Origin of the sequence: Streptomyces halobius, from assembly GCF_023277745.1 — a bacterium.
In the GTDB taxonomy this organism is placed as follows: Bacteria; Actinomycetota; Actinomycetes; order Streptomycetales; family Streptomycetaceae; genus Streptomyces; species Streptomyces halobius.
The window spans coordinates 3,632,072-3,654,954 of sequence record NZ_CP086322.1 but is presented as its reverse complement, the minus strand read 5'-3'; the positions used below and the strand labels follow the sequence as shown (position 1 = coordinate 3,654,954).

Annotated in this window: 24 protein-coding genes; 15 read left to right on the top strand and 9 right to left on the bottom strand. The window is 71.9% G+C overall.

The window, feature by feature from the left end:
* Nucleotides 1–140 precede the first annotated feature (140 nt).
* Nucleotides 141–890 (top strand): LOG family protein, encoded by a 750-nt coding sequence (locus K9S39_RS16625; RefSeq protein WP_248864137.1) that lies wholly within the window; start codon nucleotides 141–143, stop codon nucleotides 888–890.
* Between the two features lie 22 nt (nucleotides 891–912).
* Here the strand turns inward: K9S39_RS16625 and folP are convergent, their stop codons facing one another.
* On the bottom strand, nucleotides 913–1,773 hold the full coding sequence (gene folP / locus K9S39_RS16620) for a dihydropteroate synthase (protein ID WP_248864136.1): 861 nt from the start codon (nucleotides 1,771–1,773) through the stop codon (nucleotides 913–915).
* Nucleotides 1,774–1,865: 92 nt separating this feature from the next.
* Between folP and K9S39_RS16615 the strand changes: the two genes are divergently transcribed.
* Together K9S39_RS16615 and K9S39_RS16610 are read left to right on the top strand one after the other, a co-directional pair.
* Nucleotides 1,866–2,291 carry a DivIVA domain-containing protein gene (locus tag K9S39_RS16615; RefSeq protein ID WP_248864135.1) on the top strand — a complete coding sequence of 142 codons (426 nt, stop codon included), beginning with the start codon at nucleotides 1,866–1,868 and terminating at the stop codon, nucleotides 2,289–2,291.
* Nucleotides 2,288–2,917, top strand: coding sequence for a DNA-3-methyladenine glycosylase I (locus tag K9S39_RS16610; protein WP_283112327.1), 630 nt, complete (start codon nucleotides 2,288–2,290; stop codon nucleotides 2,915–2,917). Before K9S39_RS16615 ends, K9S39_RS16610 begins: the two co-directional genes overlap by 4 nt.
* Before the next feature lie 253 nt (nucleotides 2,918–3,170).
* On the opposite strand, the gene chcB is transcribed toward K9S39_RS16610, so the two are convergent.
* Complete coding sequence (gene chcB, locus K9S39_RS16605) at nucleotides 3,171–3,971, bottom strand: 2-cyclohexenylcarbonyl CoA isomerase (protein WP_248864134.1); 801 nt, start codon at nucleotides 3,969–3,971, stop codon at nucleotides 3,171–3,173.
* A gap of 326 nt (nucleotides 3,972–4,297) precedes the next feature.
* Between chcB and K9S39_RS16600 the strand changes: the two genes are divergently transcribed.
* On the top strand, nucleotides 4,298–4,465 hold the full coding sequence (locus tag K9S39_RS16600) for a DUF3117 domain-containing protein (protein ID WP_003985072.1): 168 nt from the start codon (nucleotides 4,298–4,300) through the stop codon (nucleotides 4,463–4,465).
* A gap of 223 nt (nucleotides 4,466–4,688) precedes the next feature.
* On the opposite strand, the gene K9S39_RS16595 is transcribed toward K9S39_RS16600, so the two are convergent.
* The gene (locus tag K9S39_RS16595) at nucleotides 4,689–5,372 is read right to left on the bottom strand and encodes an O-methyltransferase (protein ID WP_248864133.1); all 684 of its coding nucleotides are present in this window, start codon (nucleotides 5,370–5,372) and stop codon (nucleotides 4,689–4,691) included.
* Nucleotides 5,373–5,658: 286 nt separating this feature from the next.
* Here K9S39_RS16595 and sigE point away from each other — a divergent pair, with 286 nt between their 5' ends.
* The 5 genes from sigE to K9S39_RS16570 all read left to right on the top strand — a co-directional run bounded on the left by sigE (nucleotide 5,659) and on the right by K9S39_RS16570 (nucleotide 11,380).
* Nucleotides 5,659–6,315 (top strand): RNA polymerase sigma factor SigE, encoded by a 657-nt coding sequence (gene sigE, locus K9S39_RS16590; protein ID WP_406707953.1) that lies wholly within the window; start codon nucleotides 5,659–5,661, stop codon nucleotides 6,313–6,315.
* Nucleotides 6,312–7,259 carry a zf-HC2 domain-containing protein gene (locus K9S39_RS16585; protein WP_248864132.1) on the top strand — a complete coding sequence of 316 codons (948 nt, stop codon included), beginning with the start codon at nucleotides 6,312–6,314 and terminating at the stop codon, nucleotides 7,257–7,259. The genes sigE and K9S39_RS16585 overlap by 4 nt, the downstream gene beginning before the upstream one ends.
* An 868-nt stretch (nucleotides 7,260–8,127) precedes the next feature.
* Nucleotides 8,128–9,993 (top strand): trypsin-like peptidase domain-containing protein, encoded by a 1,866-nt coding sequence (locus K9S39_RS16580; protein WP_319949638.1) that lies wholly within the window; start codon nucleotides 8,128–8,130, stop codon nucleotides 9,991–9,993.
* A 124-nt stretch (nucleotides 9,994–10,117) separates the two neighbouring features.
* The gene (locus K9S39_RS16575) at nucleotides 10,118–10,627 is read left to right on the top strand and encodes a sec-independent translocase (RefSeq protein ID WP_248864131.1); all 510 of its coding nucleotides are present in this window, start codon (nucleotides 10,118–10,120) and stop codon (nucleotides 10,625–10,627) included.
* A gap of 117 nt (nucleotides 10,628–10,744) precedes the next feature.
* Entirely contained in the window at nucleotides 10,745–11,380 is a 636-nt protein-coding gene (locus K9S39_RS16570; RefSeq protein WP_248864130.1) for a hypothetical protein, read from the top strand.
* Nucleotides 11,381–11,606: 226 nt separating this feature from the next.
* Here K9S39_RS16570 and K9S39_RS16565 read toward each other — a convergent pair whose 3' ends face one another.
* The 3 genes from K9S39_RS16565 to K9S39_RS16555 all read right to left on the bottom strand — a co-directional run bounded on the left by K9S39_RS16565 (nucleotide 11,607) and on the right by K9S39_RS16555 (nucleotide 14,786).
* Entirely contained in the window at nucleotides 11,607–12,773 is a 1,167-nt protein-coding gene (locus K9S39_RS16565; RefSeq protein ID WP_248864129.1) for an Mrp/NBP35 family ATP-binding protein, read from the bottom strand.
* Nucleotides 12,774–12,895: 122 nt separating this feature from the next.
* Complete coding sequence (locus tag K9S39_RS16560) at nucleotides 12,896–13,489, bottom strand: DUF1003 domain-containing protein (protein WP_248864128.1); 594 nt, start codon at nucleotides 13,487–13,489, stop codon at nucleotides 12,896–12,898.
* Complete coding sequence (locus tag K9S39_RS16555) at nucleotides 13,479–14,786, bottom strand: magnesium transporter MgtE N-terminal domain-containing protein (RefSeq protein WP_248864127.1); 1,308 nt, start codon at nucleotides 14,784–14,786, stop codon at nucleotides 13,479–13,481. The genes K9S39_RS16560 and K9S39_RS16555 overlap by 11 nt, the downstream gene beginning before the upstream one ends.
* 246 nt (nucleotides 14,787–15,032) lie before the next feature.
* Between K9S39_RS16555 and K9S39_RS16550 the strand changes: the two genes are divergently transcribed.
* Nucleotides 15,033–15,782, top strand: a complete 750-nt coding sequence (locus K9S39_RS16550) for a hypothetical protein (protein ID WP_248864126.1) — start codon at nucleotides 15,033–15,035, stop codon at nucleotides 15,780–15,782.
* 68 nt (nucleotides 15,783–15,850) lie between these two features.
* Here the strand turns inward: K9S39_RS16550 and K9S39_RS16545 are convergent, their stop codons facing one another.
* Together K9S39_RS16545 and K9S39_RS16540 are read right to left on the bottom strand one after the other, a co-directional pair.
* Nucleotides 15,851–16,390, bottom strand: a complete 540-nt coding sequence (locus K9S39_RS16545) for a ferredoxin reductase domain-containing protein (RefSeq protein ID WP_248864125.1) — start codon at nucleotides 16,388–16,390, stop codon at nucleotides 15,851–15,853.
* A gap of 127 nt (nucleotides 16,391–16,517) precedes the next feature.
* Nucleotides 16,518–17,630, bottom strand: coding sequence for a magnesium and cobalt transport protein CorA (locus tag K9S39_RS16540; protein WP_248864124.1), 1,113 nt, complete (start codon nucleotides 17,628–17,630; stop codon nucleotides 16,518–16,520).
* 493 nt (nucleotides 17,631–18,123) lie between these two features.
* Between K9S39_RS16540 and K9S39_RS16535 the strand changes: the two genes are divergently transcribed.
* The 4 genes from K9S39_RS16535 to K9S39_RS16520 all read left to right on the top strand — a co-directional run bounded on the left by K9S39_RS16535 (nucleotide 18,124) and on the right by K9S39_RS16520 (nucleotide 21,438).
* Entirely contained in the window at nucleotides 18,124–18,711 is a 588-nt protein-coding gene (locus K9S39_RS16535; RefSeq protein WP_248864123.1) for a suppressor of fused domain protein, read from the top strand.
* Between the two features lie 247 nt (nucleotides 18,712–18,958).
* Nucleotides 18,959–19,597, top strand: a complete 639-nt coding sequence (locus K9S39_RS16530) for a DUF6758 family protein (protein WP_248864122.1) — start codon at nucleotides 18,959–18,961, stop codon at nucleotides 19,595–19,597.
* Between the two features lie 191 nt (nucleotides 19,598–19,788).
* Complete coding sequence (locus K9S39_RS16525) at nucleotides 19,789–20,643, top strand: PHP domain-containing protein (RefSeq protein WP_248864121.1); 855 nt, start codon at nucleotides 19,789–19,791, stop codon at nucleotides 20,641–20,643.
* A 189-nt stretch (nucleotides 20,644–20,832) separates the two neighbouring features.
* The gene (locus tag K9S39_RS16520) at nucleotides 20,833–21,438 is read left to right on the top strand and encodes a MarC family protein (protein WP_248864120.1); all 606 of its coding nucleotides are present in this window, start codon (nucleotides 20,833–20,835) and stop codon (nucleotides 21,436–21,438) included.
* A 108-nt stretch (nucleotides 21,439–21,546) separates the two neighbouring features.
* Here the strand turns inward: K9S39_RS16520 and K9S39_RS16515 are convergent, their stop codons facing one another.
* Nucleotides 21,547–21,699, bottom strand: coding sequence for a hypothetical protein (locus K9S39_RS16515; RefSeq protein ID WP_248864119.1), 153 nt, complete (start codon nucleotides 21,697–21,699; stop codon nucleotides 21,547–21,549).
* Between the two features lie 200 nt (nucleotides 21,700–21,899).
* On the opposite strand from K9S39_RS16515, the gene K9S39_RS16510 reads away from it, so the two are divergent.
* Nucleotides 21,900–22,817, top strand: a complete 918-nt coding sequence (locus K9S39_RS16510) for an NYN domain-containing protein (protein ID WP_248864118.1) — start codon at nucleotides 21,900–21,902, stop codon at nucleotides 22,815–22,817.
* Nucleotides 22,818–22,883 lie beyond the last annotated feature (66 nt).

The window sequence follows — 22,883 nt, the reverse complement described above, 5'->3', positions numbered from 1 at the left end:
GTGGCCGCAAGGGCATGGGTCCCGGCCCCGGCCCCGGGAACCGTCCGCCGACCGGTCGTCGACGGGCCGAGTTCTCCTGCGCTTCACGTCCGTGGACCTACGCTGAACGGGCACACGATCGTCGGCGAAGGGAGCACGTCATGGTCAGTCCCGAGGGTGAGCGGGCCCTGGAGGAGCAGCGGCTGGGTCCCGTACTGCGCCGTGACGGCCAGGTGCAGCCCGGCACGACGGACCAGCGGCTGCTGGACACCGAAGGGCCCTCAGAGTGGGTGCACACCGACCCCTGGCGCGTGATGCGCATCCAGGCGGAGTTCGTCGAGGGCTTCGGGGCGCTCGCCGAGCTGGGTCCGGCCGTCAGCGTCTTCGGCTCGGCCCGTACGCGGCGCGGTTCCGCGGAGTACGAGGTCGGGGTGCGGCTCGGACGGACGCTGGTCGAGGCCGGGTTCGCGGTGATCACCGGCGGTGGTCCCGGCGCCATGGAGGCCGCCAACAAGGGCGCCAGCGAGGCGGGCGGGGTGTCCGTCGGGCTCGGTATCGAGCTGCCCTTCGAGCAGGGCATCAACGAGTATGTGAACCTCGGCGTCGACTTCCGCTACTTCTTCGTCCGGAAGACCTGCTTCGTGAAGTACGCCCGGGGATTCGTGGTGCTGCCCGGCGGGCTCGGCACCCTGGACGAGCTCTTCGAGGCGCTCACCCTCGTCCAGACCCGTAAGGTCACCCGCTTCCCGATCGTGCTGTTCGGCACGTCCTACTGGAGCGGACTGGTCGACTGGCTGCGGCACACCCTCATCGCCGAGGGCAAGGCGTCGGCGCACGACCTGGAACTCTTCCACCTCAGCGATGACGTGGACGAGGCCATCGCGCTGGTGAGCAAGGAGACCGGGCTGTAGAGCCGTAGAGCGGTCCCGGGCCTCAGGCCAGCCCCCGGCGGGCGACCGCAGGGGGCCGGTGGCCCGCGATCGAGGCCACCATGTCGAGCACCTGCCGGGTTTCGGCGACCTCGTGCACCCGGTAGACCCGCGCGCCCAGCCAGGCCGATACGGCGGTGGTCGCGAGGGTGCCCAGCACCCGCTCCTTGACCGGCTTGCCGAGGGTCTCGCCGACGAAGTCCTTGTTGGACAGCGACACCAGCACCGGCCACCCGGTCGCCGTCATCTCGCCGAGCCGCCGGGTCGCCTCCAGGCTGTGCCGGGTGTTCTTCGCGAAGTCATGCCCCGGGTCGATCAGGATCCCGTCGCGCCGGACGCCCAACTCCAGGGCCCGCTCCGCCAGTCCGAGCGTCACCCGCAGAATGTCGGCCATCACGTCCTCGTACGTCACCCGGTGCGGGCGGGTACGCGGCTCGGCGCCGCCCGCGTGGGTGCACACCAGGCCCGCACCGTACCGGGCGGCCACCTCGGCCAGCCGCGGATCGACGCCGCCCCAGGCGTCGTTGAGCAGATCCGCGCCGGCCTCGCAGACCGCCGCGCCGACATCGTGCCGCCAGGTGTCGACGCTGATCACCACATCGGGGTGGCGCCGGCGCACCTCGGTCACGAACCCGACCGTGCGGCGCGCCTCCTCCTCGGCGCTGACCTCCTCGCCGGGACCGGCCTTGACCCCGCCGATGTCGATGATCGCGGCGCCCTCGGCCACCGCCTGCTCGACGCGGGCGAGCGCGGGCTCGTCGCGGAACGTGGCGCCCTGGTCGTAGAAGGAGTCCGGGGTCCTGTTGACGATCGCCATGATGACCGGCTCGTGCGCACCGAACTCGCGATTCCCCAGCCGCAGCATTCCTTGACTCCCTCTCCGTGTTCCGCCAGCGACCCTAACTGTCACACCCTCATGGCACGATCGGTGCAGACGCTGAGTTCGGGGAGTTGGTCGTGTTCTGGTTCTTGCTGATCGCGATGGTCGTGGTCGTCTCCGCGGTCACGCTCATTGTTGTCGGCGGTGGCGACGCCGAGGGCGGCGGGCTGCGGGATTCCCCGCCGGACCGGCTCTACGACCCGCTGCCCGACGACCGCCCGCTGGGGCACGCCGATGTGGAGGCCGTCCGCCTCCCGGTGGCCGTCCGCGGCTACCGCATGTCCGACGTCGATGACGTCCTGGACCGGCTGGGCGCCGAGCTGGCCGAGCGGGATTCCCGGATCGCGGAGCTGGAGGCGGCGCTGGCCGGGGCGCATGCGGCGGCCATGGGCGCCCCCGGGCTGATCCAGGACGCCCGGCCGGGCCCGGTGGAGGACGCACGGCCCGGGGCACCGCAGGCCCAGGAGCCGTCCGACCGGCCGGAGGGAGAGGAGCGGGCATGAAGGGTGTGGTCACGGCTCCGGACGGCGTTCCGCGCTGCCCCTGGGGGCTGGAGTCGGCGCAGATGGCCGACTACCGGGCGTACCACGACACCGAATGGGGTCTGCCGGTCCATGGCGACGACGCCCTCTTCGAGCGGATGAGCCTGGAGGCGTTCCAGTCAGGCCTGTCCTGGATCACGATCCTGCGCCGCCGCCCCGGCTTCCGCGCCGCGTTCGCCGGATTCCGCATCCCGGCGGTGGCCCGGTTCACGGACGCGGACGCCGAACGGCTGCTCGCCGACCCCGGCATCATCCGCAACCGCGCCAAGATCGCCGCGACCATCAACAACGCCAGGGTCGCCGCCGCGCTGGCCCCGGGCGAGCTCGACGCCCTGGTCTGGTCCTACGCCCCCGACCGCGCCGCCCGCCCGGCGCCGCGCACCCTCGGCGATCTGCAGCCGGTCACCCCGGAGTCGACGGCGCTCGCCAAGGACCTCAAGAAGCGCGGCTTCCGCTTCGTCGGTCCGACGACGGCATACGCCATGATGCAGGCGTGCGGCCTGGTCAACGACCATCTCGCGGACTGCCATGTGCGTGATGCGGTGGAGGCCGCGGCGCGGGCGGGGCAGGCGCCGGGGCGCGCCTGAGGTCTTACGTGCACCCCCACGGGTCTTCTCCCACCCTCAACGGGAGGGACCGGACCGCAGGACGGAGTCCGGAGGTCCGGAACCACACCCGGCAGCCCCGCGCAGCGGCAAGAGCCCACCGCAGCCACAGCGGCGAGAAAGCCCAAGACGTCGGCTCAGGCAAAGCGCAGCGGACGAGCGAGAACCCCCTACGGCGGGACAGCCGAACGAGGCGAGCAACCGAGCCGTGGCGAGCCCAAGCGCAGCGGCCCCCTCAGCGCCCCAGGAACACCGGCTTCTCCTTCTTCACGAACGCCTCGACCGCGATCCGGTGGTCCTCCGACGCCCCGGCCCGCACCTGCAGCTCGTCCTCCTTGCCGAGGGTCTCGGCGAGCGAGTGCCCGGCTCCGTAGGCCAGCGACTCCTTGATCGCGGCGTAGGCGGCGGTCGGGCCCTGCGCCAGCGTCCGGGCGACGGCCGCCGCCGTCCCGGCCAGCTCCGCCGCCGGGACGACCTTGTTGGCGATCCCGAGGTCGTACGCCTCCTGGGCGCCGATGTTGCGCGGGAACAGCAGCAGATCGGCGGCCCGGCCGTGCCCGATCAGCCGGGGCAGCGTCCAGGAGATCCCGGAGTCGGCGGTCAGCGCGACCCCGGCGAACGAGGTGTTGAAGGACGCGGAGTCGGCGACGACCCGGTAGTCGGCGGCCAGGGCGAACCCCGCGCCGGCGCCGGCGGCGACACCGTTGACGCCCGCGACGACGGGCTTGGGCATCTCGGTCAGCGCCTCGACGATGGGGTTGTAGTGCTCGCGCACGGTGGTCATGGTGCTGCCCGAGCCGTTCGCCCGGTCCTCGGCCAGCAGACCGATGTGCTCCTTGAGGTCCTGCCCGACGCAGAAGGCGCGCCCGGTGGCGGTCAGCAGCACGGCGCGGACGGCGGGATCGGCGGCGGCCTCCCGGAGGGTGTCCCGCAGCGTCACCTTCGCCTCGATGTTCAGCGCGTTCATCGCGTCCGGGCGGTTCAGGGTGACCGTCGCCAGTCCGTCGGTCAGGTCGTAGAGCACGGTGTCGGCCATAGTGAGGGTCCCCTCCGTCGCGGCTCGGACTGCCCGGTGAGGGCAGCCAGCGCTCAGGATGCCGGAGATCATCGACCGCCGACATGTGACGTACGTCAAAGAAAGCGGGCAGGGCGGGAGTGTGCGAGTGGCGAAGTATCGCAGCCCGCTCCCCGAATTGAGTGGTTTTGGGCGAGCGCGTTGCAGAAGGGATGCTGTCCGATGTTGGTCATCGGGTCGTTCGATGCGGGATAATGGCTCAGAAGCAATGTGTTCGATGCCGGTGACACGGTGCCTGAAAAGGGCCGTCGGCTGACGATGAGCTGGTTTCAGGAAGGGGAACGAGCATGGCGGCCATGAAGCCGCGGACGGGCGACGGCCCGCTCGAGGTGACCAAGGAGGGGCGGGGCATCGTCATGCGCGTTCCGCTCGAAGGCGGCGGGCGACTGGTCGTCGAGCTGACACCCGACGAAGCCAAGGCCCTGGGTGAGGCTCTGGAGAAGGTCACCGTCTGACGAGGGCGGAACAACCGCTGCGGTTTCCCGGGGCCTGTTCCCGGTACCCCCCAGCCGATACCCCGGCCCCGGCAGGCGGCGCGCACAGCATGCGCGCCGTGTGCCGGGGCCGTTCGTTTCGTCTAAGAGCGCCTGTGGTGCTGGGCCGAGATCCCCTCCGGGATGGGCTGAAAGCGCAGGTCGGATCTGGTTCAGGCGGACGCGGCCGGATGTCGCCGGGCGGTCAGCCGCGCTTGACCGCGCAGAGCAGCCCGTCGCCCACCGGCAGCAGGGACGGCACCAGCGCGGTGCTCTCCCGTATGGCCCGCAGCAGCTCCCGCAGCCGCAGCACCTCCGCCGGCTGCACCGAGGAGTCGACCGTACGGCCGTCCGCGAAGACGCCCTCGAAGCACACCAGCCCGCCGGGACGTAGCAGACGCAACGATTCAGCGAGGTACTCCAGGCACTCCATCAGGTCGCCGTCGCAGAGGACGAGGTCGTAACCGCCGTCGGCGAGCCGGGGGAGGACGTCCAGCGCCCGGCCGGGGATGAAGCGCGCACGGTTTCCGGCGAAGCCCGCCTCGCGGAACGCCTGCCGGGCGAACGCCTGCCGCTCCGGTTCGATGTCGACGGTGGTCAGCACCCCGTCCGGCCGCATTCCGTGCAGGAGATAGATGCCCGACACGCCCGTGCCGGTGCCGATCTCGGCGACCGCCTTGGCGTCCGCGGTGGCGGCGAGCAGGCGCAGGGCGGCGCCGGTGCCGGTCGACACGGCACGGATCCCCGCCTCCCGGGCGCGGTCACGGGACCAGCGCAGGGCGGCATCGGTGGTGCCGTCGATGGACCCGGCGCCGTACGCCTCGGCGAATGCCAAGCCCGTCTGCCGGTTGCCGGTAATGGCCCTCTCCTGTCCCCGTAGTTGACGCAACCGTGACTGTATCCGCTGTCTACGGGAACCCGCAGATGGGACCGGGCGTTAAAGAAGAGGTACGGGGAAAGCGGGGGATGCACCGGTGAAGACCGCGCGAGACAGGCGGCAAGATCAGAAGCCGAACCAAATGCAGGTGAAAACTGCTTATCCGGAGCTAACGGGCGAGATGGATATGGTAGGGGCTCTACTGGACACCACCAGAGCCACCAGGGGAGGTGCGGCTGCGGCAGGTGACCGAAGAGTGCGCAGGCGCTTGAGAAGGTCGTCCGCCGAGCCGAAATCCGTGACGAACACCGCTGACAGTCTCCGCACCAACGACTCCGCGACGACCGCGACCTTCGCCTCCGACGCGGACGCCCAGGCGTGGACTCCGCCCACCTGGGAGGAGATCGTCAGCTTGCACAGCGCACGGGTCTACCGTCTCGCCTACCGCCTCAGCGGCAATCAGCACGACGCGGAGGACATCACGCAGGAGGTCTTCGTCCGCGTCTTCCGCTCGCTGTCGAAGTACAGCCCCGGCACCTTCGAAGGCTGGCTGCACCGCATCACCACCAATCTCTTCCTGGACATGGTCCGCCGCCGCAGCCGTATCCGCTTCGACGCGCTCGGTGACGACGCGGACGAGAAGCTGCCCAGCGCCGAACGCGAACCGCAGGAACACTTCGACGACACCCACTTCGACGCGGATGTGCAGCACGCGCTGGACACCCTCGCGCCCGAGTTCCGTGCCGCCGTCGTCCTCTGCGACATCGAGGGCCTGTCGTACGAGGAGATCGCCGCCACCCTCGGCGTCAAGCTCGGCACGGTCCGCAGCCGGATCCACCGTGGCCGCTCCCATCTGCGCAAGGCGCTCCAGCACCGCTCCCCGGCGGCGCGCGCCGAGGAGCGCGAGCAGCAGCGGTCGCTCGTGGTGTCCACCGGGGAGGTAGGAATCGCGTGAGCGGATTGGGCGTTCCGTCCCCTGCCGAGCAGCATCTCGGCGACCGCCTCGCGGCTCTGGTCGACGGCGAGTTGGGGCATGACGCGCGCGAGCGGGTGCTCGCGCATCTCGCGACGTGCGGAAAGTGCAAGGCAGAGGCCGACGCGCAGCGCCGGCTGAAAAGCGTCTTCGCGGAAACGGCGCCCCCCGGTCCCTCCGAGGGGCTGCTGGCGCGCCTCCAGGGGCTGCCCGGTGGCGATCCGGACGGTCCCGGCAGCCGACTCGGCAGCGGTGGCCTGGGGCGCGGCGACTACATCCGGGGCGATGGCCGCTTCGGCTATGTTCCCTCCGGGGGCCATGGCGCCCATGCCGTGTCCGGCGTCCCGGCGCAGCCGCGTGCGCGGGGCTTCCGGGTCCATGAGGTCGAGCGGCCCGCGGCGCAGCGGCGCCGGCTGGCCTTCGCGGCGGCCGGCGCGGTCTCCCTCGCGGCCTTCGCGCTCGGCGGCGCCCTGCCGCTGGAAGCCGTCGATGTGCCCGGCGGGCGCGGTGAGGGCAACGGCACGGCCGTCACCCCGCTCGGCGCCACCCCGGCGGGCGGCAGCGGTTCGCCGGCCTACGTCAACGACTTCCTCACGTCCTCGGACTCCCGGCGCGGCCCCTTGCCCGGCCACCCGGCCGTGACTCCGGCGCCCGGCATGATGGGTCCGTACGCACCGGGCTCGGCCACGCAGCCGCACTCGGCGGCGCTCATCCCGTCGGCAGGGCGCTTCGCCCTGCCGCCCTTGATAGCCGCGACCGGTCCGGCGCCGGGGTACCGCTTCACCCCGGTGGCCGCCGAGGCGGGCAGGCCCCTCACCGGGCACCCTCTCCCCCCGCCGGAGCCCAAGCGGCCGTGGCTCGGCTCCGCGGGCGCGACCGGGGCGCCCGGCCCCGTCGGCCGGGGCACCGCCTCGGCCGCGCACTGACCGCCCCTGCGCAGGCCCGCGCCGAACTGATTGAATCGCCTGGGCGGCGCACCCCTGTGCGGGGCGCGGGCCGCGAGGTGGCGGTGGCCCGCTGTGACCGCGGGCAAAATATGGGGAGAGCATGGACGACGGTAAGGCCGCCGGGCCGAAGCTGAAGTGGTGGAGCCGCCCGGGACGCACCCCGGGCACCGAACCGTCCGCCGAGGCCGGCCCGCAGGCACCGGTGTCCGTCGCCGGAACCGCGGCGGCCGGCCCGATGCCCGGCACTTCCGCCACGGAGGGGGCGAAGGGCGCGGCCGGTCTGGACTGGCCGAACGGGCCGGATGCGGCGGACGGGTCGGACGGGGGCGGCGACTGGACCGTTCGTCCGCCGGAGCGAGGGGCGAGCGCGGGCGCGGCCGGGGGAGCGGAGGCCGGGGTGGCCACGATGGCGGGTGCGTCCGCGGCGGCCGGGCCGCCGTCGGAGCCTTCCGCGTCATCGGCGCTCTCCGCACCGTCAGGGCCGGGCGATGCCACCGGTTCGTCCGATGCGGCCGGTTCGCCCGACGCCACCCGAGCGGCCACACCGACCGAAGCCACCCACGCCACGGACGGTGCACACGCGGCCGAAGCCGCCCCGGCAGGCACGTCGGCCACGGCATACACGTCCGCCCCGGCAGGCTCACCGGCCCAGGCAAACACCCCAGCCGAAGCAACTGCCCCGGCCGACCACTCCGTTACCTCTGCGTCCGCGCCGGGTGCCGATCACGCCCCCGCTTCGACGGTGACGCTCGGTCAGGTGACCCCCGGAGCGGAGGACGAGGTCATGGCTCACCAGGTCGAGGATGAGGGTCCCCCCTGCTCATGGGGGTCCCCCCGCTCGAACGAAGTGGAGGGTGGGGGAAGGGCCGAGAGCTTGGGGGACGGCGGGGCTCGGCGTCAGCAGCCGCTGCATGCCGAGGACCCGTACGGCACGCCTCCGTACGGCGGTCCCGGCCCCTGGGCGCCCGCACCTCCCGTACAGCGGCCGGTGCCGACCCCCTCCCCCGAGTTCTCGACTTCTGCCCCACTCTCCACTTCGTTCGAGCGGGGGGACCCCCATGAGCAGGGGGGACCCCCGGCGCAGCCGCCCACGGCCCTCGCGTCGCCGCCCGACACCCCTTCCCCGGCCCCGTCCGGTGGCGATCAGCACCCGTCCGGGACGGCGACGGATGCCACGCAGCACTCCCGGCCGACCGAGCAGAGCGGCTCCCACCAGCCGGTTCTGCGGAAGCCGGGCGACGCACCGGCCACCATCCCGGACACCACGGCCGGCCACGGAGGCGGCCCGCCGGACCCGGCGCACGACAGCGCGGACGGTGCGTTCGTCCCGCACCCGGGCGACGGCGGCCCCCGACCCGCCGGCTCGCGCACCGGGTCCTTCGCCCCCCAGCCGCGGCAGCGGACGCAACCTCAGCCGCAGACACAACCCCAGCCACAGACACAGCCTCAGCCCCACACCGCCATGCCCGGCCCCAGCAGCGCCCCGGGAACCGGCCCCACCCCAGGCCCCGCCCTCCACGGCGCATGGCAGCAGTACGACCCCTGGCGCGCGCCCCAGCACGGCGGCCCCGTCGCGCCCGTGCCGTCCGCCCGACGCGGCGGCCGCCGTGGACCGCTGGTGGTCGGCGCGGTGGCCCTCGCGCTGCTCGCGGGCGGCGTCGGCGGCGGGATCGGCGCGTACATCGAGCGCACCGGCGGCCTCGGCGACATCACACTGCCGCAGGCCGCCGGCGAGCGCGGGGACCGCAGCCCGGACAGCGTCGCCGGGATCGCACAGGCCGCGCTGCCCGGCGTCGTCACCATCCACGTCCGCGGCAGCGCCGAACAGGGCACCGGCACCGGCTTCGTCCTCGACCGGCAGGGCCATATCCTCACCAACAACCATGTCGTCGAACCGGCCGGTGACGGCGGCGAGATCTCCGTGACGTTCAGCGGCGGCCAGACCGCCAAGGCGAAGGTCGTCGGCCGCGACGGCGGCTATGACCTCGCGGTCATCCAGGTCGAGGGCGTCAGGGGCCTGCACCCGCTGACCCTCGGCAACTCCGACTCGGTCCGGGTCGGCGACCCGGTCGTGGCCATCGGAGCGCCGTACGACCTCGCCAACACCGTCACCGCCGGCATCATCAGCGCCAAGCAGCGCCCGATCACCGCCGGCGGTCAGAAGGGCGACGGCAGCGATGTGTCGTACGTGGACGCCCTGCAGACCGACGCGCCCATCAACCCGGGCAATTCCGGCGGCCCCCTGGTGGACGCCAAGGCCCGGGTGATCGGCATCAACAGCGCCATCCGGGCGGCCGGCGGCGGCAGCGGACCGGACGACGGCGGCGGCCAGGGCGGCAGCATAGGGCTGGGCTTCGCCATCCCGATCAACCAGGCCAAGCGGGTGGCCGAGGAGCTGATCAACACCGGCCGGGCGACCCACCCGGTGATAGGCGTGAGCCTGGAGATGGAGTACGCGGGTGACGGCGCACGGGTCAGCGAGCGGGGCAGGGACGGCGCGCCGTCGGTCACTCCCGGCGGCGCCGGCGCGAAGGCCGGGATCAAGCCCGGTGATGTGATCACCAAGGTGGACGGCGTCCCGGTGCACAGCGGCGAGGAGCTGATCGTGAAGATCCGTAGCCACCGGCCGGGTGACAGCCTTCAGATCACGCTCCGACGGGACGGGAAGGAGCACACCCTGCGGCTCACACTGGGTTCGTCCAGCTCGGGCTGATCGTTTGCACGGTGTTGGCGCGGGTGACTCCCGCCGGTCGTATCGGGCCAGGTACCGTGATAGTCGGCCTGGCCCCTTCAATCATCCAGGACCTGTCGTCCGCGGATATCCAAGGAGCAGCAAGGTGTTCTTCGACATAGGACCGCTGGAGCTTGTCGCCCTCGTGATCCTTGCCGTGCTCATCTTCGGTCCGGACAAGCTGCCCAAGGTCATCCAGGACGTCATGGGCTTCATCCGCAAGGTGCGGGCGTTCTCTGACAGCGCCAAGGAGGACATCCGCAGCGAGCTGGGTCCGGAGTTCAAGGACTTCGAGTTCGACGACCTCAAGCCCAAGAACTTCGTGCGCAAGCACGTCCTGGAGAAGGACGAGTACGGCCTCAAGGAGCTGCAGGAGCTCCGTGACGGCTTCGACCTGAAGAAGGAGATGGCCGAGGTCACGGACGCCGTGCGCGGACTCGAAGGCGCCGCGTCCACCGGGGCCGCTGGGGCTGCCGGGGCCGCCGGTGCGTCGAACGGCCCGGTGACGTCGCTCACCAAGGAGTCCCCCGCCGCCTCCGGGCGCCCCGACCTGGCCAAGAAGAGCGGCGGTACGACGCCCGCCGAGCGTCCGCCATTCGATGCCGACGCCACCTGATATTCCCTTATGCCCGGCTGCCTTGCCGGCGAGAGCTATGCTCCCGGTGTCCGGGGTGAGGTCGCCCGAGGGGGGCGGGCCGCCCACGACGCAGGGCAACGAGGAGGCTCCGCGCAGATGGAGACGACGAGTCCGACAGTGGAACGAGGTGTGTCCGACGTCGGCCGGAAGGTCGACGGTTATCTGCTGGCGGCGTTCCCGTGGTACGGCCTCGATGAGGCGTTCACCGGACCCCGCTGGCTGATGCAGGTCGGCACCGCCGCCGACGGCACCGTTGAGCACGGTGCCGTGGGCCATGGCGAGGAGCCCACGATAAAGGTGGAGTCGGCCCGGAGCACCGACCGCTTCGCGGTCGTGGTGACGGTCGCCAGCCGCCCCGGACGGCGCAGCGCCGACGGCACCGGAGTACTGGAGGCCACCTCGGTCTCGACGGCCGCCTGGCTCGCCGGGGCCGGGCTGCTCTCGCAGACCTGGCCGTCCCAGATGGACCGGTCGCTGCGCCAGGACTGGCTGGACCAGCAGACCATGCTGGCCTGGGAGCTGGCGGACGATCTCGACGGCGACAGCTGGAGCGAACTGACGCTCCCGGTGGACGGCGTACCCATGCCGTTCCGCTACCGCGAGTCCGAGTACGGCTGGGTGCTGGCCGGTTCAGGGCCTGACGGCGTGCACATCGGCGCGTACGGGCGCGGGATGAGCGCCTACGGGCTGGGCTTCTCGGTCGTCACGGACATCACGGCGTACGAGGGCTGAGCGGCGCTGACGGCCGGTGCGAGTGGTCGGCTTGCCGGCCACACGCTACGGCCTGGCCGCGCCTCACAGGCCGGGCTTCGCGATGGCAGGGCGGCGCGAAGCCCGGGAGCGCCGGGCGCCGCCGTATGTATGAAGTACGCCCAGGCATTTGTGTGAAAATCGCTGAGGGGCGGGCCCACGATGGCCCGCCCCTCAGCGTCTCCCGGGGAGCCCCGCTCCCCGGTCCTCAGAACTTGTTGCGCGGAGTGATCCCCAGCGACATGCCCGCCAGGCCGCGCTGACGGCCGCCCAGCTTGCCCGCGATGGTGCGGATGGCCGAGCCGGCGGGGGAGTCGGGGTCGGTCAGCACGACCGGCTTGCCGTCGTCGCCGCCCTCGCGGAGGCGGACGTCGATCGGGATGGCGCCGAGCACCGGGACCTGGGTGCCGGTCGTCTTCGTGAGGCCCTCGGCGACCCGCTCGCCGCCGCCGGTGCCGAACACATCGACCATCTCGTCGCAGTGCGGGCAGGGCAGCCCGGACATGTTCTCCACCACGCCGACGATCTTCTGGTGGGTCTGCACGGCGATCGCACCGGCCCGCTCGGCGACCTCGGCGGCGGCCTGCTGCGGGGTGGTGACGACGAGGATCTCGGCGTTCGGGACGAGCTGCGCCACGGAGATCGCGATATCGCCGGTGCCCGGGGGCAGGTCCAGGAGGAGGACGTCCAGGTCGCCCCAGTAGACGTCGGCGAGGAACTGCTGGAGTGCGCGGTGCAGCATCGGGCCGCGCCAGACGACGGGCGCGTTGCCGGGGGTGAACATGCCGATCGAGATGACCTTCACGCCGTTCGCGGACGGCGGCATGATCATGTTCTCGACCTGGGTGGGCTTGCCGTATGCACCCAGCATGCGGGGCACGGAGTGGCCGTAGATGTCGGCGTCGACCACACCCACCTTCAGGCCGTCCGCGGCCATCGCCGCCGCCAGGTTCACCGTCACCGAGGACTTGCCGACACCGCCCTTGCCGGACGCGACGGCATAGACCCGGGTCAGCGAGCCGGGCTGGGCGAACGGCACCTCACGCTCGGCGGTGCCGCCGCGCAGCGATGCCGCCAGCTCCTTGCGCTGCTGGTCGCTCATCACTTCCAGCTCGACCGTGACGCCGGTCACGCCCTCGACCCGGGCGACGGCGTCGCGCACGCTGTTGATGATCGTCTCGCGCATCGGGCAGCCGGAGACGGTGAGATAGACCACGACCGCCACCGCGCCGTCCGCCGCGATGTCCACCGATTTGACCATCCCCAGGTCGGTGATGGGGCGGTGGATCTCGGGGTCGTTGACCGTCGCGAGCGCGGCGCGGACCGCGTCCTCGCTCGGCGCGGAGCCGTTGGGCTGGGGCGTGTCAGTTGCCATGTAGAGATAGTACGGCCGCGCGTGGGGGTCCCCCCAAACGGAGTTCGGGGAGCGCCCCAAAGGGGTGGTGGCCGGGCGACGGGCGGGCGGTACGGCGCGTGAGGCGCCCTCCGGAAAGGCCGTCACCGGTGGCGTTCGTCACTCTCCGCTTCGGCCAGCTGCCGCGTCTCCATGCCCCGCGTCAGACCCTCCAGCTCGGAGCGGATCCAGTCCCGGGTGGCGACCTCGCCCAGGCCCATCCGCAGTGCCGCGATCTCCCGGGTCAGATACTCGGTGTCCGCGATGGAGCGCTCGTTCTGCGCGCGCTCCTGCTCCTGGGTGACCCGGTCGCGGTCGGCCTGCCGGTTCTGCGCCAGCAGGATCAGTGGCGCCGCGTACGACGCCTGCAGCGACAGCGCCAGGGTCAGGAAGATGAACGGGTACTCGTCGAATTTCAGGCCCCTGGGCGCGACGATGTTCCAGCCGATCCAGACGATGATCGTGAACGTCATCCAGACGATGAACCGGCCGGTCCCCAGGAAGCGGGCGATCTTCTCCGACAGCCGTCCGAACGCCTCCGGGTCGTACTCGGGCCAGAACGTACGGCGGAACGTACGGGGCGGTACGCGCGGCTGGTCGAGGCGCACCCGGGGCCGCTCGGCGGTGCCCCGCCGCAGCGCCGTGGAGCCATGGGCGCGGGATCGTTCCCAGGCGCTCTCCCGCTCCTCAGGGGGCATCCGCGGCCTCCCCGAGGCGCTCGGCGCCGGTCACCCCGAGCGCCGGCGAGCCGTGCATCTCCGTCTCCCGCCAGTCGTCCGGCAGCAGATGGTCCAGTACGTCGTCGACGGTGACCACGCCGAGCAGTGATCCGCTCTCGTCCACGACGGGCGCGGAGACCATGTTGTATGTCGCCAGATAGCCGGTCAGCTCGGGCAGCGCGGTGTCCGGCTGCAGGGCCGGCAGATCGGTGTCGGCGATCGAGCTGACGAGGGTGAACGGCGGGTCGCGCAGCAGCCGTTGGAAGTGCACCAGGCCCAGATACTTGCCGGTGGGGGTCTCGTCCGGCGGCCGGCAGACGTAGACCTGGGCGGCGAGTGCGGGGGAGAGGTCCGGGTCGCGGACCCGGGCCAGCGCGTCCGCGATGGTCGCGGACGGGCGCAGCACGATCGGATCGGTGGTCATCAGCCCGCCCGCGGTGCGCTCCTCGTACGCCATCAGCCGCCGTACGTCCGCGGCCTCCTCCGGCCGCATCAGGGCCAGCAGCCGCTCCTTCTCCTCCTCCGGCAGCTCCGAGAGCAGATCGGCGGCGTCGTCCGGGTCCATCGCCTCCAGGACGTCCGCGGCCCGCTCCTCCTTCAGCTTGCCGAGGATCTCGACCTGGTCGTCCTCCGGCAGCTCCTCCAGGACGTCGGCGAGCCGGTCGTCGTCCAGCGCCGCGGCGACCTCGGCGCGCCGCTTGGGGGAGAGGTGGTGCAGGACGCTCGCGAGGTCGGCGGGCCGCAGCTGCTCGAAGGTGGCCAGCAGGCTCGCCGCGCCCTGCCCGTGCTCCTCCCGCGAGAAGCCGGTCACCGCCGACCACTCCACGGTCAGCGCCTCCCCCTTGCGGCGCAGCGCCCCGCCCTTGCCCTTGCGGACGAAGACCTTGTCGATCTCCCAGTCGCGGCGGGCCGGCAGCTGGGTGATGCCGATGTCGAGGACGGTGACCTCCTCGTCGGTCTCGACCAGCCGCACCCGCCGGTCCAGCAGTTCGCCGAGCACCAGGGTCTCGGACGCGCGCTGTTCGAAGCGCCGCATATTGATCACGCCGGTGGTGATGACCTGGCCGGACTCCACGCCGGTCACCCGGGTCATGGGCAGAAAGACCCGGCGTCTGGTGTGCACCTCGACAACGAGACCGAGCAGCCGTGGCGGACGGGCGCCGACGCGGAGCATCGCGACCAGGTCCCGGACGCGCCCGACCTGGTCGCCGTTGGGGTCGAAGACGGCGACGCCCGAGAGATGGGAGACAAACACCCGGGGGGTCACCACCGCCATGCAGAGCGCCTCCCTTGTACCCGTACCTCGTGTCCTGTTCTGCCCCGTATATGGCTTCGGTTTGGGTTCAGGCTAACGCGCCGGAGTCACCGCCGCTCCGGGGAAAACGGCCGTATGGCGTCCGCTCCGCGCCGCGTCGGAAACCGGGTCCGGCCCGGGTACGCTGCCGTACTGCTGACGAGGTCACCCGCATCAGGAGGCAGAGCCGACGTGACTGCAATCCCCTTGGGGACGAGTCCCCGACCCTTGGCCCGCCCCCGTCGCACGGCACGGGCGGCGCTCGTGGGGGCGGTGTGCGCGGGACTGGCCGCGGCACTTGCGGGCTGCGGTGCCGAGGAGGACCCGGACGCCGGCACCAACGGGCTGGGCAAGCTCTCGGCCACGAAGATCGAGGCCAAGGCGATGGCGGCGGCGAAGGGTGCGGAAACGGTCCGGCTCTCCGGCAGCGTGGTCAGCCGGGGCAACACCTACAAGCTCGACATGCGCCTCGCGAAGGACGGCGCCAGGGGCGAGCTGAGCACGAAGGCGGCCGCGTTCCAGCTGCTGCGGGTCGGCGAAGCGCTCTATCTGAAGGCGGACGCGGCCTTCTGGGCCGGCGAGAAGGGCGGCAAGCCCGGCTCGCCGGACGCGGTCGCCGCGGCCAAACTCGGCGGCAAGTACGTCAAGGTGCCCTCCGCGGACCCGGTTTACAAGCGCTTCAGCGGCTTCACGGACAAGGATGTGCTGCTCAGCAGCCTGCTCGGGCTGCACGGCAAGCTGACGACCGACGGCCGCGGCGATATCGACGGGGTCCGCACCATCCGGCTCTCCGCGGGCGCGGGCTCCGGCGGCAGCCTGGACGTCTCCCTGGAGGGCGCCCCGTACCCGCTGCGGCTGAAGCGGGCGGGCGGCGCGGGCGTGGTCCGGCTCGACGACTGGGGCAAGTCCGTGGACCTCAAGGCGCCGGCCCAGGACCAGGTCGTCGACTACGGGAAGAAGATCGAGGGCGCCGGCTGACGGCCGGGGCCGGGATGCGACCCCGGGGCGGTCAACCCCGCGGGGCCCGGCCTCTCGTACGCGCCTGGTCAGCCCTTACGCCCCCGGCGCAGCAGCTTCGGCAGCGCGGCCGGGGCGGGCCGCCGGGTGACGGCGGGCGTCGACAGCGGCGGGGCGGCGTGCGAGTCGTCCGGCATGGCACCGGGGCGCTGCTCGGTCTCGCCGGTCGGCTCCAGCCGCAGCACCCGGCACTCGCGCGCCCAGCGCTCCGTGAGCGTGTCCGCGTCCGGCGCGTTGAGCCGCTTGCCCTTCAGCTCGTCGACCGCGGCCCGCCAGGCGTCGCCGTCCGGCGGCAGCTCACTGACCCGCGCCTGCCAGGCGATCAGCCGGCCGCCCTTGTCCTTGCTGCGTACGGTGACCGTGGCCCGGCCGCCGTCGCTGAGCCCGAGATCGGCCAGCGGCTGCTCCCCGGCACCGTCCCCGACGAGGCAGGCGGCGCCGTCATGCCACAGATGCCACAGCGCACGCGCCGGCCCCGAAGCGCCCCGGACCCAGATGAGGCCGGACTTCTTCGTGGCCTCTTCGATGAGCGCCCGATCCTGCAGGGTCTGCGACACGGTCTCCGTCATACGGCTCAGCCTAATGGGCGAGCCCGGCGCGCCCCGGAGCGGTGCGGGCCGTCCCCGCACCCGTCCCCGAATCCGCCCCACGTCCATCCCCCGCAGCCGTACCCGAATCCCCGGATCCGCTCCGGCGTCACAGCCAGCCGTTGCGCTTGAACCCCCGGTGGATACCGAAGCAGATGCCCGCCGTCACCAGCAGCACCGCCGGGTAGCCGAACTCCCAGTGCGTCTCCGGCATGAAGTCGAAGTTCATCCCGTAGATCCCGGCGATCATCGTCGGTACGGCGAAGATCGCCGCCCAGGCCGTGATCTTGCGCATGTCCTCGTTCTGCGCGACGGTCGCCTGCGCGAGATTGGCCTGCAGGATGGAGTTCAGCAGGTCGTCGAAGGACAGCACCTGCTCATTGACCCGCGCCAGGTGGTCGGCGACATCCCGGAAGTACTTCTGGATGTCGGAGTCGACCAGCCGCATCGGACGCTCGCTCAGCAGCTGCATCGGCCGCAGCAGCGGCGACACCGCGCGCTTGAACTCCAGTACCTCACGCTTGAGTTGGTAGATCCTCCCGGCGTCGCCGCCCTTGGTGGAACCCTTGCCGTTGCTGCCCGAGCTGAAGACGTCGATCTCCACCTCGTCGATGTCGTCCTGGACGGCACCGGCGACCGCGATGTAGCTGTCGACGACCTGGTCGGCGATGGCGTGCAGGACCGCGGACGGACCCTTGGCCAGCAGCTCCGGGTCGTCCTGCAGCCGGTGCCGCAGCGCGCGCAGCGAGCCCTGGCCGCCGTGCCGGACCGTCACGATGAAATCCCGTCCGGTGAAACACATCACCTCACCGGTTTCCACGACCTCGCTGGTCGCGGTCAGCTCGGCGTGCTCCACGTAGTGGACCGTCTTGAAGACGGTGAACAGGGTGTCGTCGTAACGCTCCAGCTTGGGCCGCTGGTGGGCGTGCACGGCGTCCTCGACGGCCAGCGGGTGCAGCCCGAACTCCTGGGCGATACCGGCGAATTCCGCCTCGGTCGGCTCGTGCAGCCCGATCCAGGCGAAGCCGCCCTCGCTCCGCACGCCGGCCATCGCCTCGGCCGGGGTGACGTGCTCGGACACCCGGCGGCCCTCGCGGTAGACACCGCAGTCCACGACGGCGCTGTTCGGACGGGCCGGAACGGAGGTCTCACGGTGGTACGGGGAGACGCCCCGGCGGCGGGACGGGCGGACAGCGGCGCGCAGGTCGCGGATCATCGACAAGGCAGGCTCCTTCACGGGCCGGCCGTCAGCTTCGTGCGCGGGGCGCAGCGCTGCCCGGAACGTGGACGTACGAGGCGTCGTCGGCCGTACGTCCGCAAAGCGGGCGGCGCTCCGTGCGGTGACACTGACGGCAGTTCGCAGAGAACACGGAACAATGAGTCGAAGGCGCTCTTCCGTCATCTCCATCCGGCGCAAAGGCGCTTCACGGGTTTCGCCGCTCGGCGGCGGGGTACGGAAGCTCTCGGATCAGGAGATTCGCTGCGCGAGGGGGATGACGGGAGAACTATCGGTACTGCACGGTCGACTCGGATCCACCGCAGCCCCACCTCCTCCGGCCGGTCCCCGTTGGGGGACGACGTCATTCCCTGACCAGACGGCAAGGCTATCAGCCGTCTGAAGCGCGACGGTGCCGTTTTGTGCGTTCGATACGAATGTATTGGCGCGCCGCGAAGCCGCTCGCTGGGGGGCGAGGCGCCGGCCATATGCTCACGGCATGTCTGACGTTCTTGAGCTGGTCGAAGCCCGGTTGCGCACCGCCCTGGGCGAGCCGGACGCACGCGCCGCCGTCACCTTCCTCGGGACCGACCGCATCGAGGTCCTCCGCTTCATCGACGACGGGGGCATCCGCTACGTCACGCTCGGGATGTCCGCCCAGCCCATGGCCGATCCCACGGCCGTACTGGCCGACCCCCTCCGCGGCCCCCGCGCCGAACTCCTGCTGACCGTACGCGGGGGCCGCGCGGACACCGACAAGGTGCTTCGCCCGCTCGCCGTACTCGCCGCGTCCCCGCAGGTCGAGGGGGTGGTCGTGGCACCGGGCGCCTCGCTCGACGTGGGCGGGCCGCTGTGGCCGGGCGCGCCCTTCACCTCCGTGCTGGTCGCCTCGTCCGGCGGGCTGGTCGAGGACCTGGAGCTGGACGAGCCGATGGAGCCGGTGCGCTTCCTGCCGCTGCTGCCGATGACGCCCAACGAGGCCGCGTGGAAGCGGGTGCACGGCGCCGAGGCGCTGGAGGCGCGCTGGCTCCAGCACGGCACGGATCTGCGCGACCCGCTGCGCAAAAGCGTGCCGCTCGACGACTGAGCGGTATGCGGGGAGCCGAGAGCGGGCGCGGCGCTTTTGGCATGTGCATGTTTATGCTCGACTCCGTGTACGTGTGCGTGCGCAGAGGTTGGGCCGGTCGGGCTGCCTGCTGCGCGGTGCGACGGACCAGGAATGGGGGAATAGGGGTGAGAGTCGGCCGAGGGCGCGCGCGGGGGCGTGTTGTGGGGCACACCGGACGGGTGATCGTCCTTGACGCGGCGGCAGCCCTGGAGGACCGTTGGTCCTTATGAGGGGCGAACCCAGTTGCCCGAAGTGTGGTGGCCGGGTAAGGGCGCCCGGTCTCTTCTCGGACTCATGGCAGTGCGCCGTGCACGGGACCGTGCACCCACTCCAGCCAGTCGTCCCGCCGAGCGTCGAGGCGCTCGGCGTCGTCGTGCACCGTGCGCAGGTGCCCGTATGGATGCCCTGGCCGCTGCCCGTCGGCTGGCTGTTCACCGGCGTGGCATGCGCCGGCGACGACCGCAGCGGGGGCCGCGCGACCGCGGTGGCCTGCTCGGGGCCCGGTCCGCTGGGCGGCCCCGGTGAACTGCTGCTGGTCGCCGAGGAGCTGGGCGTCGGACTCGGCTCGCGCTATGCCGGCATCGACGGTCCCGACCCCGGCCCCCATCTGTGCGTGAAGAAGCGGGCGCACGCCAAGGTGCTGGCCGCGGGGCGGCCCACCCCGATGTGGCACGTCGAGGGCGCGCCACCGGACCGCGCGGTCTTCGCCGGGGAGGCCCGCGGGCTGTGGCTGTGGGCGATCGCCTGGCCCGAGCAGGTGGGCATGCTGCTGTACGACGAGATGGTGCTGACCGATCTGCGGGAGGCGGGTGCCGAGGTGGATCTCCTGCCGTGCGGGGCGCTCTCGCCGCGCATTCTGAGCTGAGGCGCATTTCTGGGCTGAGCCGCCGTGCAAGCCGCCCCGTGGTCCGCCGCCGGACGGGGGCATGTCCGCCCGGCCGGTATCCTGCTGAGGACCCCCTACGGCCTGGGACCTGATCCAACGGAAGGACCTGATCCACCGGACAGACCCTGGCCGTGCCCCTGTCCGTCCCGCAGCAGTCTGGAGTCCGCGTCGTGCGTATCGACCTGCACACCCACTCCACCGCGTCCGACGGCACGGACACCCCGACCCAGCTGGTGCGGAACGCCGCGGCCGCCGGTCTGGACGTCGTCGCGCTGACCGACCACGACACCGTCGGCGGCCATGCCGAGGCGCGCGCCGCACTGCCCGAGGGGCTGACGCTGGTCACCGGCGCCGAGCTGTCCTGCCGGATCGACGGGGTGAGCCTGCATATGCTCGCCTATCTCTTCGACCCCGAGGAGCCCGAGCTCGCCCGCGAGCGGGAGCTGGTCCGGGACGACCGGGTGCCGCGGGCCCAGGCCATGGTCGCCAAGCTGCGTGCCCTCGGTGTGCCGCTGACCTGGGATCGGGTGGCACGCATCGCCGGGGACGGCGCCGTGGGGCGGCCGCATATCGCCACCGCCCTCGTCGAGCTGGGTGTCGTCGCGTCGGTGTCCGACGCCTTCACCCCCGAGTGGCTGGCCACCCACGGCCGGGCGTACGTGGAAAAGCACGAGCTCGACCCGTTCGACGCGATCCGGCTGGTCAAGGGCGCGGGCGGGGTCACCGTCTTCGCGCATCCGCTGGCCGTCAAGCGCGGCAGCTGCGTACCGGAGAGCGCGATTGCCGAACTGGCCGCGGCCGGCCTCGACGGCATCGAGGTCGACCACATGGACCACGACGAGCCGACCCGCGCCCGGCTGCGCTCCCTCGCCGCCGACCTCGGGCTGCTGACCACCGGCTCCAGCGACTACCACGGCAGCCGCAAGACCTGCCGCCTCGGTGACTGCACCACCGACCCCGAGATCTACGGCGAGATCGTGCGCCGCGCGACCGGCGCCTTCCCCGTCCCCGGCGCGGGCGGCTGAGCCGCTTCGGCGGACCTTCGAGGCCGCGGTGCGCGCCCCTGGCGTACCCCTGAGGGCCTGGGTCCGCCCGGAGACCGTCCCCCCACATCCCTGACGGCCCTCCGCGTGCCACGCCCGTGTCCCGCGCGCCCGTGTCCTGTTCGTCCCGTACCACCACGTCCCGTTACCACCACCCGCAAGGCCATCACCGTGTTCGACGTCGCCGCTTTCAGCACCCTCTTTGTCACGCTTTTTGTGATCATGGACCCGCCGGGGATCACCCCGATCTTTCTGGCCCTGACCTCCGGCCGTCCGGCCAAGGTGCAGCGCCGGATGGCCTGGCAGGCGGCCGCCGTCGCCTTCTGCGTCATCGCCGTCTTCGGTCTCTTCGGCGAGCAGATCCTGGGGCGGCTGCACATCTCCACGCCCGCGCTGATGATCGCGGGCGGTCTGCTGCTCCTGCTGGTCGCGCTGGATCTGCTGACCGGCAAGTCGGAGGAGCCGACCCAGACCAAGGACGTCAATGTGGCGCTGGTGCCGTTGGGCATGCCGCTGCTGGCCGGGCCCGGCGCGATCGTGTCGGTGATCCTCGCGGTGCAGCACGCGGACGGGTTGGGGGCGCAGCTGTCCGTCTGGACGGCGATCGTCGCCATCCATGTGGTGCTCTACCTGGTGATGCGGTTCTCACTGGTGATCATCCGAGTGATCAAGGACGGCGGTGTGGTGCTGGTGACACGGCTGGCGGGCATGATGCTCTCCGCACTGGCCGTGCAGCAGATCATCAACGGTGTCACCCAGGTGGTCCGGGGCGGCTGACCTCCGGCGGCCGCCCTCTCGGATACCCGAAGCGCCCCCGTACGACAGTGCGTACGGGGGCGCCGCTGCGTCGTCCCGCGGCCGGGACGTCGGGCCGCGGGGCAGCGGTTAACGGGCGGCGGTGTGGGCCGGGCGGATGTAGATGCGCTGGCCTGTGGCGGCGGCCTGCTGCACGATCCGGTTGACGGAGGCGGCGTCCACGACGGTGCTGTCCACGGCCGTGCCGTCGACGTCGTCCAGGCGCATGATCTCGAAGCGCAAAGCTTCTCCCTTCGTCAGATCCTCCTGCGGAGAACTCTTGGTGCGGCGTGCCCGGCTTCGTTGCCGGGCGTTCCGTAGGGAACAACGCCGTGCAGGCTGCATTCATTCCCTACGCTAAGGAAATTTTTCGACGGGCTAAGTACTCGCTGGTAGGAGAGCGGTTGTGCCCCGAGAATGACCGCCCGGACAATGGAGCCGGTATGAACGAAGCCCGGCCCACCGGCCCCACTGACCTCGCCGCGCTCGCCGCCGGTATCGAGCGCACCAACGAGCTGCTCACACGCGTGCTCGCGGAGGTCGCCACCACGCCGTCCACCCATGCGGCGTTCGTCGACGCGGGCTATGTGTACGCCGCGGTGGGGCGGCTGGTCACTGGCACGGAGGACCGCAGGGCGTTCGACCTGGACGCCGAGGGGATCATCGAGGCGTTCATCGACAAGGCGCGGATGATCTTCCCGGACAGCCGGCTGCTGCGCGTCTACTGGTACGACGGCGCCCGCCGCCGCATCCACACCCAGGAGCAGCAGCGCATCGCCGAGCTGCCGGACGTCAAGGTGCGGCTCGGCAACCTCAACGCCAACAACCAGCAGAAGGGCGTCGACTCCCTCATCCGGTCGGACCTGGAGTCACTGGCCCGGCACCGCGCGATCAGCGACGCGGTGCTCATCGGCGGCGACGAGGACCTGGTCTCCGCGGTGGAGGCGGCCCAGGGGTACGGCGCACGGGTGCACCTGTGGGGCATCGAGGCCGCCGACGGCCGCAACCAGGCGGAGCCGCTGCTGTGGGAGGTCGACAGTCAGCGCACGTTCGACCTCGACTTCTGCAAGCCGTACGTCACCCGGCGGGCCACTGCCGACTACGCCGACCCGGGGGCGGGCGAAGGGCCGGCGCCCACGCGGGAGGAGGTCCGCTTCGTAGGGGCCCGCGTGGCGGCCGAGTGGCTGGCCGCACGCGGGAGCGAGTGGGTGGCCGAGCTGCTGCCGGGGCACCCGTACCTGCCGGGCACCGTCGATCAGGAGCTGCTCACCGCGGCGGAGGGGATGTTGCAGCATTCGCTGCGGGGGCATGGGGAGTTGCGGAGGGCGCTGCGGGACGGGTTCTGGGAGCGGATGCGCTGAGGCGGGTCGGTTCCCGCCGTTTTCGGCATTCCCGCCGCGGCGGGAATGCCAAGAGCGTCGCAGGCG

Bases quoted from the DNA above. Each gene is read 5' to 3' on its own strand.
- K9S39_RS16530 (WP_248864122.1), top strand. From the start codon at position 18,959: ATGAGGGGCGAACCCAGTTGCCCGAAGTGTGGTGGCCGGGTAAGGGCG.
- K9S39_RS16510 (WP_248864118.1), top strand. From the start codon at position 21,900: ATGAACGAAGCCCGGCCCACCGGCCCCACTGACCTCGCCGCGCTCGCC.
- K9S39_RS16565 (WP_248864129.1), bottom strand. From the start codon at position 12,773: ATGGCAACTGACACGCCCCAGCCCAACGGCTCCGCGCCGAGCGAGGAC.
- K9S39_RS16560 (WP_248864128.1), bottom strand. From the start codon at position 13,489: ATGCCCCCTGAGGAGCGGGAGAGCGCCTGGGAACGATCCCGCGCCCAT.
- K9S39_RS16570 (WP_248864130.1), top strand. From the start codon at position 10,745: ATGGAGACGACGAGTCCGACAGTGGAACGAGGTGTGTCCGACGTCGGC.
- K9S39_RS16600 (WP_003985072.1), top strand. From the start codon at position 4,298: ATGGCGGCCATGAAGCCGCGGACGGGCGACGGCCCGCTCGAGGTGACC.
- K9S39_RS16610 (WP_283112327.1), top strand. From the start codon at position 2,288: ATGAAGGGTGTGGTCACGGCTCCGGACGGCGTTCCGCGCTGCCCCTGG.
- chcB (WP_248864134.1), bottom strand. From the start codon at position 3,971: ATGGCCGACACCGTGCTCTACGACCTGACCGACGGACTGGCGACGGTC.
- K9S39_RS16555 (WP_248864127.1), bottom strand. From the start codon at position 14,786: ATGGCGGTGGTGACCCCCCGGGTGTTTGTCTCCCATCTCTCGGGCGTC.
- K9S39_RS16545 (WP_248864125.1), bottom strand. From the start codon at position 16,390: ATGACGGAGACCGTGTCGCAGACCCTGCAGGATCGGGCGCTCATCGAA.
- folP (WP_248864136.1), bottom strand. From the start codon at position 1,773: ATGCTGCGGCTGGGGAATCGCGAGTTCGGTGCGCACGAGCCGGTCATC.
- K9S39_RS16625 (WP_248864137.1), top strand. From the start codon at position 141: ATGGTCAGTCCCGAGGGTGAGCGGGCCCTGGAGGAGCAGCGGCTGGGT.
- K9S39_RS16535 (WP_248864123.1), top strand. From the start codon at position 18,124: ATGTCTGACGTTCTTGAGCTGGTCGAAGCCCGGTTGCGCACCGCCCTG.